The 16,519-nt window shown below is 34.7% G+C and carries 10 protein-coding genes and 1 pseudogene; 9 read left to right on the top strand and 2 right to left on the bottom strand.

Annotated elements, in window-relative coordinates:
* Positions 1–105 precede the first annotated feature (105 nt).
* Positions 106–1,290 carry an acetyl-CoA C-acetyltransferase gene (locus ESZ54_RS01855; protein ID WP_136135975.1) on the top strand — a complete coding sequence of 395 codons (1,185 nt, stop codon included), beginning with the start codon at positions 106–108 and terminating at the stop codon, positions 1,288–1,290.
* On the opposite strand, the gene ESZ54_RS01850 is transcribed toward ESZ54_RS01855, so the two are convergent.
* Positions 1,287–1,988 carry a bifunctional hydroxymethylpyrimidine kinase/phosphomethylpyrimidine kinase gene (locus ESZ54_RS01850; protein WP_136135974.1) on the bottom strand — a complete coding sequence of 234 codons (702 nt, stop codon included), beginning with the start codon at positions 1,986–1,988 and terminating at the stop codon, positions 1,287–1,289. The genes ESZ54_RS01855 and ESZ54_RS01850 overlap by 4 nt on opposite strands.
* Before the next feature lie 617 nt (positions 1,989–2,605).
* Between ESZ54_RS01850 and pdhA the strand changes: the two genes are divergently transcribed.
* The 4 genes from pdhA to lpdA are packed head-to-tail and all read left to right on the top strand — an operon-like array spanning position 2,606 to position 7,781.
* Positions 2,606–3,718: a pyruvate dehydrogenase (acetyl-transferring) E1 component subunit alpha gene (pdhA, locus tag ESZ54_RS01845; protein ID WP_136135973.1), complete on the top strand. Its 1,113-nt coding sequence runs from the start codon at positions 2,606–2,608 to the stop codon at positions 3,716–3,718.
* A gap of 3 nt (positions 3,719–3,721) precedes the next feature.
* Complete coding sequence (locus ESZ54_RS01840; protein ID WP_136135972.1) at positions 3,722–4,699, top strand: alpha-ketoacid dehydrogenase subunit beta; 978 nt, start codon at positions 3,722–3,724, stop codon at positions 4,697–4,699.
* Between the two features lie 37 nt (positions 4,700–4,736).
* Entirely contained in the window at positions 4,737–6,362 is a 1,626-nt protein-coding gene (locus ESZ54_RS01835) for a dihydrolipoyllysine-residue acetyltransferase (RefSeq protein ID WP_136135971.1), read from the top strand.
* Positions 6,363–6,374: 12 nt separating this feature from the next.
* A complete protein-coding gene (gene lpdA / locus ESZ54_RS01830) occupies positions 6,375–7,781 on the top strand; it encodes a dihydrolipoyl dehydrogenase (protein WP_136135970.1) in 1,407 nt (468 codons plus the stop codon).
* Between the two features lie 102 nt (positions 7,782–7,883).
* Here lpdA and ESZ54_RS01825 read toward each other — a convergent pair.
* Positions 7,884–8,884 (bottom strand): annotated as a pseudogene (locus ESZ54_RS01825) (glycosyltransferase family 2 protein).
* Positions 8,885–9,035: 151 nt separating this feature from the next.
* On the opposite strand from ESZ54_RS01825, the gene ESZ54_RS01820 reads away from it, so the two are divergent.
* The 4 genes from ESZ54_RS01820 (at position 9,036) to ESZ54_RS01805 (ending at position 16,486) form a co-directional block, all read left to right on the top strand.
* Positions 9,036–10,817: a DNA-binding protein gene (locus ESZ54_RS01820; RefSeq protein ID WP_136135968.1), complete on the top strand. Its 1,782-nt coding sequence runs from the start codon at positions 9,036–9,038 to the stop codon at positions 10,815–10,817.
* Between the two features lie 291 nt (positions 10,818–11,108).
* Complete coding sequence (locus ESZ54_RS01815; protein WP_136135967.1) at positions 11,109–13,844, top strand: YfhO family protein; 2,736 nt, start codon at positions 11,109–11,111, stop codon at positions 13,842–13,844.
* Between the two features lie 31 nt (positions 13,845–13,875).
* A complete protein-coding gene (locus ESZ54_RS01810; protein WP_136135966.1) occupies positions 13,876–15,384 on the top strand; it encodes a DUF1846 domain-containing protein in 1,509 nt (502 codons plus the stop codon).
* A gap of 253 nt (positions 15,385–15,637) precedes the next feature.
* The gene (locus tag ESZ54_RS01805) at positions 15,638–16,486 is read left to right on the top strand and encodes a phosphate ABC transporter substrate-binding protein PstS family protein (RefSeq protein ID WP_136135965.1); all 849 of its coding nucleotides are present in this window, start codon (positions 15,638–15,640) and stop codon (positions 16,484–16,486) included.
* The last annotated feature ends 33 nt before the right edge of the window (positions 16,487–16,519 follow it).

The following is a 16,519-nucleotide window of genomic DNA, read 5'->3' as shown; positions in this document are numbered from 1 at the left end:
TTTATAAAAGATAAACTATTATTAAACTTTGGTAGAAAGCTTGCAAAATTTAAGAAAATTCGTCATATTTACTATATATTGAGTCAAGAAACTGGAGGAAAAATTATGCAAGATGTTGTTATTGTTTCAGCGAAAAGAAGTGCGATTGGAAAATTTGGAGGGTCGCTGAGTCAGACGTCAGCTATTGATTTAGCAGCACAGCTTATAGAAAATCAAATTAGTACATTAAGATTAGAACCGGAAGAAGTTGATGAGGTTATTTTAGGTAACGTTTTAGGAGCCGGATTAGGTCAAAATCTTGCCAGGCAAGTTGCTGTAAAAGCGAATTTACCAATTGAAACATCAGCTTATGTTGTAAATAAAGTATGTGGATCAGGTTTAAAGGCTATTATTTTAGGGACGCAAGCGATTATGACAGGTGAACATGAAGTTGTCGTTGCTGGCGGTGTGGAAAATATGAGTCAGGCCCCACACGTTACATACGGCGTGCGAAAAGGAAAAGCAATGGGTAATTTAAACATGCAAGACTTGATGCTACAAGATGGGCTGACTGACGCTTTTTCTGGTGAGCATATGGGTATTACTGCCGAAAATATTGCCGAAAAATTTGGCATTGATCGCAAGGAACAAGATACGTTTGCTTTAAATAGTCAAATTAAAGCTAAACACGCAATAGAAATAGATCGCTTTAAAGATGAAATAGTTCCAATTAAAGTGAACGAAAAACTTGTTTCAACAGGATATTTTGATGTCGATGAATATCCTAGAGCAAATAGTAGTCTAGAACAGTTGGCTAAATTGAAACCAGCTTTCAAAAAGGATGGGACTGTTACAGCGGGGAACGCGTCTGGAATGAATGACGGAGCAGCGACTGTAATTTTAATGAGTCGTGAAAAAGCAGAGTTATTAAAAATGCCTATTTTAGCAACTATTAAATCATGGGCTTCAGCCGGTGTTTCACCTGAATTAATGGGAATGGGTCCAATTGAAGCAACAAAAAAAGCCTTAAAAAAGGCTGCCTTAACAGTTTCTGATTTAGATCTGATTGAGTCAAATGAAGCATTCGCAGCACAGGCACTCTGTGTATCTAAAGAGTTGGGTTTAAATCCTGAGCTTGTAAATGTTAATGGTGGAGCAATTGCCTTGGGCCATCCTATTGGTGCAAGTGGTGCTCGTATTCTAGTCTCTTTGATTCACGAGCTAATGCAACGAAATGAAACAACAGGACTTGCAACGCTTTGTATTGGAGGTGGCCAAGGAATATCAATGGTGATTGAAACAGAACGCTAATTTAACTGGTTAACGTATTGTAAACTATTTGAAATTGCACTGGAAATAGTTTGATCTAATAAACAGTTGCTAATTAATGATGCACCAAATGTTGGTTTTGAAAAAGATATATTATCTTGTTGATCGTAAATTATCAATAGATTATCTGTTTTTAATAGGCCCATATTTGGTGTGAAATCTTTTAATGAGATGTTTTTAATGAGCAGCTGTTTAACACCAGTGCGATTAAAATCTTGCATTCTCATTTTTAAATCTCTTTGTGTCGGGCTTTCGACATTAAAATATAGTGGGTTAAGAATATCCCAATCACAAATTATAATGTCAACTAGTTCTATGAGTTGTCTAAGTTTCTTTTTAACTGGTTCAGTTGAATTAATTATATTATCGTTGTTTTGCAAATCTAAAACACTAAAAACATTTTTTTGTTCTTCAATTAAATTAATGAGTGTCTGTAAGTGATTTTTTGATGCAATTGAGTTAATCAAAATCCCGTCTAAATGACCACCGGCTAATACTGTTTCAATCTGTGCTTCGAAGACGTCTGTTTCAACGTGATGCTGTTGACCATCTTGTAAGGACAGTGAAGTAATTGTAGTAAACCCAAAATGTGAGTAGTCTTGAAAAACTTTTAAATCTGTTTGAATACTCTTTGTCATTAATGGTGAAGACTCGCCAATGGTTAGAATTTTTTTGATCATGCAGTACCTCCTCTTTGAGCAAAGTATAGTATATCATATCTGTTTGATGAATAAAAAACATAACAGTAAGTATTTTAATGTTTATTTTTGTTGTTTGGATAGACTTGTAAGCGATAAGTTTTATGTATATAACAATCGCCTGATAAGTTGTTCTATTCGCTGTCTATATCGTTATAATGAGATGAAGTGTTTAAAATGTCTGATTATCGGACACGAAAGTCTGATAAAAAAATTAATTAAAAGGTATAGTAATAAGTGAGGAAAATAAAAAAATAATTAAGTTTTGGCTTCATAATTTTAATAATAAAGTTATGAATGAGAGTTTGATTAAATAGAAATATTTTTGTTGAGTTTAACACATTATTGTCTATCATGTTTAACAAATGTAAGCATTTTATATTTGTTAACAAAAACACAAATATAGTGATGTTTTTCACTATCTAGTGATACAGTGTGGCACAATGTTTAATTATTTGTTTTTGGAGTTTATCGCTTGCTTTAATGGTTTTTACGTGGTAAATTAATGGTGTTGAAACAAGAATTACTGATACAGTTTATCTGTACTGTTTAAACGAACGACAACACTACTTATTAATAGAGAGGATTGTGAAATAAAGATGGCTAAGAAAAAAATTAATCCACTTGATTTTGACGCTTTGTTACAAGATATCAATGCAGACTTTCCAACAATTCAAGTATTAGATGAGAAAGGGAAAGTGGTAAATGAGGACTTAATGCCTGATTTATCAGATGAAGAATTAGTACAATTAATGACAGACATGGTTTGGTCACGCGTATTAGACCAACGTTCAACTGCTTTAAACCGTCAAGGACGTTTAGGATTCTTCGCCCCAACTGCTGGACAAGAAGCAAGTCAATTAGCGAGTCAATTTGCGATGGATAAAGAGGATGTATTATTACCTGGATATCGTGATGTTCCACAATTAATTAAGCATGGTTTACCATTAACACAAGCATTTTTATGGTCAAGAGGACATGCTGCTGGTAATGAATACCCAGAAACATTAAAAGCCTTACCACCTCAAATTATTATTGGTGCACAATACGTTCAAGCTGCAGGAGTAGCATTAGGACTTAAGAAACGTGGCAAAGCAAATGTTGCTTATACATATACTGGTGATGGCGGTTCATCACAAGGAGATTTTTATGAAGGAATTAACTTTGCAGGAGCTTATAAAGCAAATGCGGTATTCTTCATTCAAAATAATGGCTACGCAATTTCTACACCTCGTGAATTGCAAACAGCTGCTAAAACATTAGCACAAAAAGGAATTGCGGCAGGTATTCCAAGTATTCAAGTTGATGGAATGGATCCATTAGCAGTTTACAAAGTAACACAAGCTGCACGTGAATGGGCAGTTGCAGGAAATGGTCCCGTTTTAATTGAGACATTAACATTCCGTTATGGCCCACATACATTATCAGGGGACGATCCAACTCGTTACCGTACTAAAGATGTTGAAGATGAGTGGCATGCAAAAGATCCGTTAACTCGTTTCCGTATTTACTTAACAGAAAAAGGGTTATGGTCAGAAGAAAAAGAAGAAGCAATCATTGAAGCAACAAAAGAAGAAATTAAAGAAGCAATCAAAGCTGCAGATGCAGTTCCAAAACAAAAAGTATCTGATTTCTTGAAAAATATGTTTGAAGCAACACCAAAAACAATTCAAGAACAAATTGATATTTACGAAGCAAAGGAGTCGAAATAAATCATGGCACAAAAAACAATGATTCAAGCAATTACAGACGCACTAGCTTTAGAACTAGAAGCTAATCCAGATGTATTAGTTTTTGGTGAAGATGTTGGGAATAACGGTGGTGTATTCCGTGCAACAGAAGGTTTGCAAGAAAAATTTGGTGTTGACCGTGTTTTTGATACACCTTTAGCAGAATCTGGTATTGGTGGTTTAGCTTTTGGTTTAGCATTAGAAGGTTTTCGCCCATTACCTGAAATCCAATTCTTCGGTTTCGTATTTGAAGTAATGGATGAAATTATTGGTCAAATGGCACGTACACGTTACCGTATGAGTGGTACACGTAACATGCCGATTACAATTCGCGCTCCATTTGGTGGCGGTGTGCATACTCCTGAATTACACTCAGATAACTTAGAAGGTTTAATTGCACAATCACCTGGTATTCGTGTGGTAATTCCAAGTAACCCATATGATGCTAAGGGATTATTAATTTCAGCGATTCGTGATAACGATCCAGTTGTTTTCTTAGAACATATGAAATTATATCGTTCATTCCGTGAGGAAGTTCCAGATGAAGCTTACACTGTTCCTTTAGACAAAGCAGCTGTAACTCGTGAAGGAAAAGACGTTTCTATTATTACTTATGGTGCGATGGTGCGTGAAGCAATCAAAGCCGCTGATAAATTAGAAAAAGAAGGCATTTCTGTTGAAATCATCGATTTAAGAACGGTTGCGCCATTAGACGTTGATACAATTGTTGCGTCTGTTGAAAAAACAGGTCGTGTGATTGTCGTTCAAGAAGCTCAAAAACAAGCCGGTGTAGGCGCTCAAGTTGCATCTGAAATTTCTGAGCGTGCAGTTCTTTCTTTAGAAGCGCCAATCGGAAGAGTCTCTGCTCCAGATACAATTTTCCCATTTGGTCAAGCTGAAAATGTTTGGTTACCAAATGCATCTGATATCGAAGCAAAAGTGAAAGAAGTTTACGAATTTTAGACTAGCTTACATAGATAAGAGAAGGAGAGTATGAGACATGGCATTTAAATTTAAATTACCAGATATTGGTGAAGGTATTGCAGAAGGCGAAATCGTAAAATGGTTCGTTAAAGAAGGCGATACAATCAATGAAGATGATACACTTTTAGAAGTTCAAAATGATAAATCGGTTGAAGAAATCCCGTCACCAGTGACAGGAAAAGTTTTAAAAGTTGTCGTATCAGAAGGCACAGTTGCAAATGTTGGCGATGTTCTTGTTGAAATTGACGCACCAGGTCATGAAGAAGAGGAAACGGAAGTTGTTGAAGCAGCTCCAGAAGCAATTGTTGTTGAAACAGCAACTCCGGCAACAGGTGGTGTATTCCAATTTAAATTACCAGATATTGGTGAAGGTATTGCAGAAGGCGAAATCATGAAATGGTTCGTCAAAGAAGGCGATACAATCAATGAAGATGATACACTTTTAGAAGTTCAAAATGATAAATCAGTTGAAGAAATCCCATCACCAGTGACAGGGAAAGTTGTTAAAGTTGTCGTCCCTGAAGGTACAGTAGCAAATGTAGGTGATGTCTTAGTTGAGATTGATGCACCAGGACATAACGACGCAACTGCACCAGCTGTTGAAACACCAAAAGCTCCAGAAGTGATTACACTTGTTAGTAATGATGCTCCAGCAGCTCCAAGTGCGTCAAGTGCAACTGCTAATGGTTCAAAACGCGTGTTAGCGATGCCTTCAGTTCGTCAATATGCACGTGAAAAAGGCATTGATATTACACAAGTATCACCAACAGGAAAAGGTGGACGTGTTGTAAAAGCTGATATTGATAATTTTGGTTCAGCACCAGTTGCCACAGATTCAATTCAAGTTGTGACAACGAAAGAAGCGGCTCCAGCTATTGAGGTTGTGACAAGCAAATCTATTCCAGCTGCAGCACCAACACCATTTGTTGGCGCACCAGAAGCCGAAGTTAGAGAAAAAATGACACCAACACGTAAAGCTATTGCAAAAGCAATGGTTAATAGCAAACATACAGCGCCTCATGTTACTTTACATGATGAAGTAGAGGTTTCTAAATTATGGGATCACCGTAAGAAATTTAAAGATGTTGCAGCAGCTCGTGATACTAAATTAACGTTCTTACCATACGTTGTAAAAGCATTAACGGCGACAATGAAACAATTCCCAGTGTTAAACTCATCTATTGATGATTCGACAGATGAAATTGTCTATAAAAACTATTACAACATTGGTATCGCAACTGATACAGATCACGGTCTATATGTACCAAACATCAAACAAGCAGATACAAAAGGTATGTTTGACATTGCTGATGAAATTAACGCAAAAGCGGCACTTGCTATTGAAGGTAAGCTAACAGCTCCCGATATGCGTGGCGGTACTGTTACAATTAGTAACATTGGTTCAGTTGGTGGCGGTTGGTTTACACCAGTTATCAACTACCCAGAAGTGGTTATTTTAGGTGTGGGTACAATTACGCAACAACCAGTTGTCAATGAAGATGGCGAATTAGCAGTAGGTCGTATGATGAAATTATCAATGAGTTTTGACCACCGTGTTGTCGATGGCGCAACAGCTCAAAAAGCAATGAACAATATTAAACGTTTATTGGCAGATCCAGAATTATTATTAATGGAAGGTTAAGGTGAAACGCGCATGGTAGTAGGAGATTTCGCAGTAGAATTAGATACAGTCGTCATTGGGGCAGGACCTGGTGGATATGTAGCAGCAATTCGTGCCGCACAAATGGGGCAAAAAGTCGCAATCATCGAGCGCGAATACATTGGTGGCGTTTGTTTAAACGTTGGCTGTATTCCATCAAAAGCTTTAATTAGTGCTGGACATAAATTACACGATGCAAAACACAGTGATGTTTTCGGTGTGACAGCTGAAAATGTTAAATTGGATTTTGCAAAAACACAGGATTGGAAAGATAACGTTGTCGTGAATCAATTAACGACAGGTGTTAAATTCCTCTTAAAGAAAAATAAAGTTGAAATTATTAATGGTGAAGCATTCTTTGTTGATGAAAACACATTACGTGTCATCAACGAAGATAGCGCCCAAACTTATTCATTCAACAATGCAATTGTTGCGACTGGTAGTCGACCAATTGAAATTAAAGGATTCAAATTTGGTGGTCGCGTTCTTGATTCAACTGGTGGCTTAAACTTACCAGAAGTACCAAAGAAATTTGTCATCGTTGGTGGTGGTGTCATTGGTGCTGAATTAGGAAGTGCTTATGCTAACCTTGGTGCCGAAGTTACAATTCTTGAAGGTTCTCCTCAAATTTTACCAACATTTGAAAAAGATATGGTTAAATTTGTTGAATCAGACTTTAAGAAAAAAGGCATCAAAGTAGTCACTAAAGCAATGGCTAAAGAAGCAATTGATAATGGTGACAGTGTAACTGTTCACTATGAAGCAGATGGTAAAACAGAAACAATTGAAGCTGATTACGTGATGGTAACAGTTGGCCGTCGTCCTAATACAGATGATTTAGGTTTAGAAATTGCTGGCGTTGAGTTATCTGAACGTGGTTTAGTTAATGTTGACAAACAAGGTCGTACAAATGTGCCAAGTATTTGGGCAATTGGTGACATTGTAGCTGGTGCTGCACTTGCTCATAAAGCAAGTTTTGAAGCTAAAATCGCCGCAGAAGCAATTTCTGGTAAAGCAGTTGAAGTCGATTATGTCGGCATGCCTGCAGTAGCTTTTACTGATCCAGAATTAGCAGTTGTTGGAATGACAGAAAAAGAAGCGAAAGAAGCAGGATTAGACGTTAAAGCATCTAAATTCACTTTAGGTGGAAATGGCCGAGCATTATCACTTAACCAAACTGAAGGTTTTGTACGTTTGGTCACAACAAAAGAAGATAACATTGTTGTTGGTGGACAAGTAGTCGGTGTTGGCGCAAGCGATATGATTGCTGAAATTGGCTTAGCAGTTGAAGCTGGGATGAATGCAGAGGATATTGCTTTAACAATCCATTCTCATCCATCATTGGCTGAGGCAGTAATGGATACAGCTGAATTGGCATTAGGTTTACCAATTCACGTTTAATTCAATAGCTATAAATCAAAAGGAACAAGTGCGTATTCGACGCACTTGTTCCTTTTTTACATCTAACCTCTAAGGTTAAATGATTTTATTAATTAAAAAATGTTAAATATTGTTATTTTTATCGGACAAGTTTTCTTCAATAATAAAGCGGGGTCTTTTTTTACTTCGGAATAAATATTTCTGATGTATTCACCAATAATAGATAATGAAACAAGTTGAATACCACCTGAAATCCAAATACTCATCGTCAAAGAAGACCATCCAGGAACAGTATTTCCGGTGAGATGTTGGAACAAGATATTAAGTGAGTAAATAATTCCAATGAAAAATGTTAAAATACCAAGATTTCGAACAAAACGAATAGACATTATTGAAAATGAAGTGATGCCCTCCAACGCGAAAGAAATCATTTTTTTCAATGGATATTTTGATTCTCCAGCAAGGCGTTTATTTCTAGAATAGTAGACTTCAGTAGAAGCATAGTCGACTAAAGGAACGAGACCACGGAGAAAAATATTTTGCTCCTTAAATGAAAGTAATGTTTTTGTAGCGCATTTACTCATTAATCTAAAGTCAGCATGATTTGCCACCATGTTAACACCAATTTTTCCCATCATTGAGTAAAATGCAAGTGCTGTCCGACGCTTGAACTTAGTATTAGTATCTCTGTTGTTTCTTACACCATAAACAACTTCGAATCCTTCATGATATTTGGTTACCATTTCTTTAATTGCATTAATGTCATCTTGGAGGTCAGCATCAATTGTGACTATCATATCAGATGTTTGCACAGCAGTTGTCATACCAGCGATTAATGCATTTTGATGGCCGAAATGACGACTAAATTTGATTCCAGAATAATGGATTGGATCTTCATGATGTAATTTTTCAATTATTTTCCACGTTTGGTCTTTGCTCCCATCATCAACAAATAGGATAGTGCTATTTTCAGCAACTTTATTCTCATTAATTAATTCTATAATAATTTCTCTTATTTGTTTACTTGACTCTGGAAGAACTTCTTCTTCGTTATAGCAAGGTACGATAATTGTTAATTTATTTTCGTCATTTAAAAATTCTCCTTTTTGTAAATACCTAACTATTTTACGATAGTTTATTCAAATGTACAATCGTTCCTTTTTTTAATTGCATTAAATTTATTTCTAGTTTTTATAAAAGTTACGAATATTTTTTGTTCGAGTTGTTATGGTATAATAATTTTATTCATTATTAATTTAATTGGAGAGTGGAAATATGTTTTGGATGGTAAATTTTTTAATTATAGCATTAAAATTTAATATTGGTTTTTATCTTGCAATGATTATTGGGCTTCTGTTGTCAACACGGAATAGTAAGATAATTCGGAGAAGTATTGTCGCATCACTTTGTATGACTATGATTGGTTTTGTTTTTATTTATATGGTATTACCACCGCAAACGTTAAGTAATTTAGTTGTAATTAATATACTTTCATATGTGTTTGGTGTTTTTATTTTTACTATGCTAAATGTTGGAACAGTATTAAAAAATATTAATGTGAAACCCAAAAGAAAAAAGAATGTTATTCAAGCACAATCTGTGGGGGGGATAAAATTAACTAAAGCTCTCTTTGCAGGAATTGTAGCTTTAGTGATAGTGGTTATTTACGTGCCTGTTGCTAGAATTTTGAGTACGGATGAAATTTATCAAACAATCAATGTAAAAAAAGTGAAGGAAACAGAAGAGTTAGTATCTACGAAAGAAACACCAATTGCAATGTCTACTAAAAGTGCACGTAATAAGATGCAAAAAATGATTAGTAGTGTTCCTAACTATAGTGCCTATAAATTAGGAACAACAACGGCACAAGTTATTGATGGTGAGTATGTCTATGTATCTGGTATTGAATATCGTAGCTTTTGGAAGTGGAATCGTTTTAAGAAAATGCCTGGCTATTTTAAAATAAGTGCCACAGATATCAATGCTCAACCAGAATTTGTTAAAACAGAGATGAAATATGTTCCCAGTGCATATCTATGGCAAGACGCCGAACGAAACATCTATGCGAGTTCTTCGAGTTATGCACGAATGGGTGCAGTTAATTTAGAAATAGGTGATGATGGTACTCCTTACTATGTTACTACTCTTTACAAAGAGTATGGCTTAAGTGGTAAAAAAAGATATGATAAATTTAAAGTTGGTGTTTTAAATAGCCAAACAGGCAAAACAATAGTTTATGATTTAAAAGATACGCCAGAATATATTGACGCTCCATTGACAAGTGCAGTTGCAAGTAGCATGAATAATTATTTTGGTAAGTATGGTAAGGGATGGCTAAATAGTATTTTTACTAAAGATGACGTAAAACAACCAACAAGTAATGGAATATACTCAAGTGGAGCCGTGACGCCATTAATGTCTAAATCAGGACACCTTTTGTACTTTACTGATTTCACGAGTGATGATGCTAAGCAAGATAGTGCTTTAGGTTATAGCTTAATTGATGCGAGAACTGGTATTATGGAGTATTATCGTGACAATAAGGGGATGATGGATAGTGATGGGGCCATCTCAATTGCGGAAAAAATTTATCCTGAAAAAAAATGGGATGCTAAAATGCCAATTTTATATAATGTCGAGGGTGTGCCAACTTGGATAATTTCGTTGTTAGATGTAAATGGAATTTTCAAAGGATACGTATATGTTTCAGCGACGGATAGTGATATTGTAGTGGATGGTAATGATGCTCAAAAAACACTGGAAGCGTACAAAGTTCGATTAAGTATGAAAGGAAGTAATAATCGAAATACTACTAAAACAGAGTTAGAAAGTATTAGTGGTGAAGTTCAACGTGTTAATAAAGTCGTTATAGACGGAACTGAAACAATCTCGTTCTTATTAAAGGGAAATAATACTGTTTATACAATTAGTACTTCAAATAACATATATAGTATGTTTTTAAAAGAAGGCGATAAAGTGTCCTTCAAAGCGAATAAAAGTAAGGATGATAAGGTTAGCACAATCGAAGATATCACTATTGAAGACGTGACACCGTAAGAATAAAACTTGACTCAATCGTACTTAAAAGGTATCATACTTTTTGGGCACCCTTTTAATGGGTCAGTTTGTACATGAAAGCTCCTTATTCTCATTAATCATGAGAGTAGGGAGTTTTATTTATTTTTTTGAATCCCCCAAAACTTAAAAGGAGGGAACTTTTGTAGTTTTTAAAATGCACGTTATTACTCATGCCTATTATTATATTTGGTATTGTAATCATGGCAATTAACATAAAAAATAAAAATATGCTACAAAAAATCATTTTAATAGGTTAGGAGTTTTTAGTTAATGATCAATAAAAAAGAGTCTACGCTTAAGCTAGTTATGGGGTATAGCATACTATTTGCAATTGTTTTATATATCATATATTTACCATTCTTAGATAGTGGAAAAACCTTTGTGAGTAATCTAGATGCCTTATCGCAACATTACGTTTCCATTGCGCAATTAAAAGAAATGATAAAAAATGTTATCCATCAACCACAAGAGTTTGGCCATTTTTGGGATTGGACACTTGGGTTAGGAGCGGATTCATTCCAGAGCTTTAGTTACTATTCTGTAGGTGACATTTTTGTTTATCCCTTCTTATTTTTTAAGAATATTGAAAATACATATGTAGCAATGATGCTTTCAAAATTATTTTTTGCTGGTTTAGCATTAATTGCTTACTTAAAAAATAAATATAATTATAGTAATAAAGCATTATTATTAGTTTCAATGTTTTATGTTTTTACAGGATATGCTGTCCATTCTTCAATATCACACCCAATGTTTTTAACACCTTTAGTAATTTATCCACTACTTTTAATGAGTATTGATTATTTTTTAGAAGGAAAAAACAAAGCATTCTTTACTGTTATGGTGACTTGGACATTAATTAATAATTTTTATTTTGCTTTTTTACTTGGATTAGGCGCAATTTTTTATTTTGTGGTCCAAGTTTTAACACAAAAAGAAAAGAACTGGAAAGAGAAGGGAATTCAGATTGCTTCAATTATTCCTTTTGGCCTATTAGGAATTTTATTATCCAGTGTAATTTTGTTACCTACGTTGGACTACTTTTTTAATTCTACACGCTCAAGCGTACCGTTCGCGAATGGATTATTAGTTTATCCATTTAATTATTATTTGGATTTTATACCACGCTTTATTACGGCAACTAGTTCAAATAGTTTTGAATATTATGGGGGGTACGGTGTAGTTGTTGTTCCCGCATTAGTAATAAGTTTTTCTCGATTTAAGAAATATAAAAAATTAAACTTATCAATTGCGGTTGGCTTTATTTGTTGGCTAACACCAATGTTAGCAGCAGCAATTAACGGGATGGCCACTCCTTCTGTTCGTTGGGTTTTTCTGATGACAATTCCGTTTACCATTGTGATAGCCAACATGATTGATTCGATAAAATTAGTTAATCGTAGGGAAGTACAGACAATCTTTATTGTAGGTGCTGTTTTGACAGTAATGGCATTCGTTGGCGATACATACAGCTTCTACGAACAAAAAGCAGTAGGGATACCTTTAGTTCTTATGTGGATAACTATTGGAGTCATTGCTTTTAATGTCGATAATAAAGATAAAAAAATTAAAGGTAGCGTAATCGTTTTATTATCACTAACCTGTATAAACGCCGCGTACTTAGGTAATTATTATAATAGTGAAGAAGGAAATAATGCAATTTCTTGGCATATGAATCGGCACTCAGTTGATCCATACTATAAGAACTATCTTGGGGGATTAAATCAATCTGTTGCTTTTGATAAATCTGATTTTTATCGAAGTAATTTTACTAAGGGAATGTATGATGGTCATCGTTCAAGAGCGAATATTGGACCTATGATTGATAAGCCGATGGTGAATTCTTATGTGTCATTACAAAATGGTTCAGTTGGTGATTTTAGTTTAGCTATGGATAATGTTGAATTTCAAATGGCAGAACCGCTGAAACATTTAGACAATCGTTACATGATGAGTGATTTTTTAGGAGTTCGTTATCTATATGCTCAACAAGGAGCATTAATTCCGAATGGATTTGAAAAAATAGAGTCAAAAGGTAATAAAGGACTTTATGAAACTAAAAATGCTTTTCCACTAGTTTATTCAATGGAGCAATCAATTCCACAAGATAAAGTGAAAAAAATGAATGGGATTGAAAGAGAGGAATTACTGAGTCAAGCAGTTGTCGTTGAAAAAGGGTCAAATCGTAATTCTAATCAGGTTACGTCAACTTTGAAGAACGAATCTGTAAAAGTTTCTAAGAAACAAAATAATTATGAACTTTTATTTAATTCCAAATCACAAGATGTCCAAGATAAAGAATTTTTTATCGAAATAAATGGTATCGAAATCTCACCAAAACCTTTTAGTGAAAGAAGATTTGAATCTAAACATAGACCTTTATATGAAGGTGAAAATAAAATCGAACGCAAAATGAGTGCAATCGATTATGAACAATTAGGGACAACGTTTAATGTTAAAACTGATAAAAAAGTATTGAATAGTTTTTATCAATTTTCACCTAATAATATTTCTTCTTATCGACCAACACCAAATACGATAATGAGTTTAGGGAAACTTTCACAAAATGATTTACAAAAATTAAAAATAGAGATTAATGGTAATAGTATCGCTACAATTAAGGATGTAAAAATCTATTCACGCGTCATTAGTTCAGAATATTCGAACCGAGTAGAGATGATACAAAAAAATAAACTTAAAGACATGAAAATAAAATCTTCTTCCGTTACAGGGGAAATGACTTTAGAAAGATCTAGTATGTTAGCAACGTCAATTCCTTATTCAAAAGGATGGAAGTTAAAAGTTGATGGTAAGTCATATGATATTCAAAAAGTAAACTATGGTTTTATTGGTGCGAAATTACCAGAGGGAACGCATAAAATTGAACTTTATTATCAAACACCGTTGTTTAAATTAGGACTAATGGTCTCAATAGGAGTATTACTGATTTTAGTGGGATATGTATTTTTTGTAATCTTATGGAAAAAAAGAAAACAATCTAAATAAAATAATCATAACGAAATAGAGGGGTACCAGTATGCGAAAAATTGGTTTTGATTCAAATAAGTATATAGAAGAACAATCTAAATACATTTTAGAACGTGTCAACAATTACGATAAACTTTATTTAGAGTTTGGTGGTAAGCTAATCGGTGACAAACATGCGAAACGCGTTTTGCCAGGATTTGATGAAGATTCTAAAATAAAAATCTTACAAAAGCTAAAAGATAAAGCCGAAATTTTAATTTGTGTTTATGCAGGTGATATTGAGCGTAACAAAATTCGTGGCGATTATGGTATCACTTATGATATGGACATTTTAAAATCAATTGATGAATTTAATGAGTACGGTTTAGCTGTTAATAGTGTGTTAATCACTCGTTATACAGGACAACCAGCAACAAAAATATTTATCAATAAATTAGAGAAACGTGGAATTAAAGTTTATACCCACGAAGCGATTGAGGGCTATCCCTATAACATTGATCAGATTGTTAGTGAGGAAGGTTTTGGTCGCAATTGCTACATTCCGACAATTAAACCAATTGTTGTTGTTACCGCTCCTGGAGCGGGTAGTGGTAAATTAGCGACAAGTTTGAGTCAAATTTATCATGAGAGCCTTCAAGGCACGATTTCTGGTTACTCAAAATTTGAAACATTTCCAGTATGGAATGTACCGCTTAAACACCCATTAAACATCGCATATGAAGCGGCAACGGTCGATTTAAAAGATGTAAACATGATTGATTCATTCCATTATGAAGCATACGGCGAGGTTGCAGTGAATTATAATCGTGATTTAGAAACATTCCCAGTCATCAAAAGAATTATTGAACGAATTACCGGTAAGCCGTCAGTCTTCAAATCGCCAACTGATATGGGTGTAAATCGTGTTGGCTTCGGTATAGTTGATGATGAAGTGATTTGTCAGGCGTCTAAAGATGAAATTATTCGTCGTTGTTTTGAGACAGAGGTCTTTTATAAACGTGGTTTGGTTGATGATGAAGTTGTTAGTCGCATCCATTTAATAATGGAAGAGATGGAACTAAAAAAAGAAGATCGTTTTTCGGTCGTGGCTGCAAGAAACTACGCGGAGGAATTGAAAATTCGTTTTGATTCAACAGCACCGATATCTGCCATCGCGTTCGAGTTACCTGATGGTAAAATCGTCACGGGTCGCTTAAGTGATTTTATGGATGCTTCAGCAGCAGCTATTCTAAATGCCGTGAAATATTTGGCAAATATATCTGATGATATCTTACTGCTTTCACCAGTCATTCTTGAAACGATTCAAAAAATGAAAGTAGAAGAATTGAATAGTCGAGCTGCAGCGTTAAATACAAATGAGGTGTTAATCGCCTTGGCTATGAGTGCGGTAACAAATCCTACAGCTCAATTAGCCTACGATCAACTACGTAAGTTAGTTGATACCCAAGCGCACTCAACAGTTATTTTGAATAAGGATGATGAACAAGTTTTGAAAAAACTAGGTATTGATGTGACAAGTGATGATATTTTTTCATCGGAAAACTTATTCTATATTTAAAGAAATAATCGGCAATTTATTGCCGGTTCTTTTTTTATGATTTTCCTAATTATAGCTGTTAGGAAATCGAAACTGGAACTGTATCGTTGAATGTTTCTCACTAAGGTCTCATAACATATTTACATTTGAAGTTGAATTGTAAATTCAATGTAAAATGACTTGCATTTTGACTTCCATAATTATATGTTTAGATGGAGAGTTTTATTAATCTCTATTTTTGTAAAGTTATTGTAGATATTAGGAGGCAATCCGTGTGAAAAAGGTTTTGAAATTTATCACGTTAGTTGGATTAACAGTAGGCTTAGGAAGCTGTGGAACTGTTGATAACGGCGAATCAATTAATGCAGTGGGCTCATCCGCTATGCAACCCTTAGTAGAAGCAGCAGGAGAGCAATATAGTAGTCTGAATATGGGAAAATTTGTTAATGTTCAAGGTGGCGGAAGTGGAACTGGTTTAAGCCAAGTCCAATCTGGGGCTGTTGAAATTGGCAATTCAGATTTATTTGCCGAAGAAAAAGGTGGCATTGATGCTAAAGCATTAGTAGATCATCGTGTCGCAGTTGTTGGCCTAACACCAATTGTTAATAAAGAAGTCAGTGTTAAAAATGTATCATTAGAAGACTTAGGAAAAATATTTACTGGTGAGATTACCAACTGGAAAGAAGTTGGCGGCAAAGACGTACCAGTTGTTTTGATTAATCGAGCAGCAGGAAGTGGTAGTCGTCATACGTTTGAACAGTGGGTCTTAAAAGGTAAACAATCGAAACGTTCGCAAGAACAAGAGTCAACAGGAATGGTACGTCAAATTGTGAGTACAACACCTGGCGCAATTAGTTATGTTGCATTTTCTTATGTAACAAAAGAGGTGGCAACATTAATGGTAGATAATGTCAAACCGACTGAAAAAAATGTTATGGAAAACAAATGGATTATTTGGTCATATGAACACATGTATACAAAAGGTGAACCTAAAGGTTTAGCCAAGGAATTCTTAGAATATATGGAAAGCGAAGAAGTTCAAGAAGAAATTGTCCCTCAATTGGGTTATATTCCCGTTTCAAAAATGAAAGTTGAACGAGATGCAGCTGGGAAAATAAAATAAGTGTAAGATAAATACCTATTTATTAGGAGGAGT

The organism is Vagococcus silagei (assembly GCF_004795745.1).
GTDB classification, from domain to species: Bacteria; Bacillota; Bacilli; order Lactobacillales; family Vagococcaceae; genus Vagococcus; species Vagococcus silagei.
Note: the sequence above shows the minus strand (reverse complement) of the source record. Positions and strands in the feature narration are given on the sequence as shown.

What these genes read in the sequence shown, in the direction of transcription:
- ESZ54_RS01810 (WP_136135966.1), top strand. Translation starts at nt 13,876, where the DNA reads ATGCGAAAAATTGGTTTTGATTCAAATAAGTATATAGAAGAACAATCT.
- pdhA (WP_136135973.1), top strand. Translation starts at nt 2,606, where the DNA reads ATGGCTAAGAAAAAAATTAATCCACTTGATTTTGACGCTTTGTTACAA.
- ESZ54_RS01855 (WP_136135975.1), top strand. Translation starts at nt 106, where the DNA reads ATGCAAGATGTTGTTATTGTTTCAGCGAAAAGAAGTGCGATTGGAAAA.
- ESZ54_RS01850 (WP_136135974.1), bottom strand. Translation starts at nt 1,988, where the DNA reads ATGATCAAAAAAATTCTAACCATTGGCGAGTCTTCACCATTAATGACA.
- ESZ54_RS01840 (WP_136135972.1), top strand. Translation starts at nt 3,722, where the DNA reads ATGGCACAAAAAACAATGATTCAAGCAATTACAGACGCACTAGCTTTA.
- ESZ54_RS01820 (WP_136135968.1), top strand. Translation starts at nt 9,036, where the DNA reads ATGTTTTGGATGGTAAATTTTTTAATTATAGCATTAAAATTTAATATT.
- ESZ54_RS01835 (WP_136135971.1), top strand. Translation starts at nt 4,737, where the DNA reads ATGGCATTTAAATTTAAATTACCAGATATTGGTGAAGGTATTGCAGAA.
- lpdA (WP_136135970.1), top strand. Translation starts at nt 6,375, where the DNA reads ATGGTAGTAGGAGATTTCGCAGTAGAATTAGATACAGTCGTCATTGGG.
- ESZ54_RS01815 (WP_136135967.1), top strand. Translation starts at nt 11,109, where the DNA reads ATGATCAATAAAAAAGAGTCTACGCTTAAGCTAGTTATGGGGTATAGC.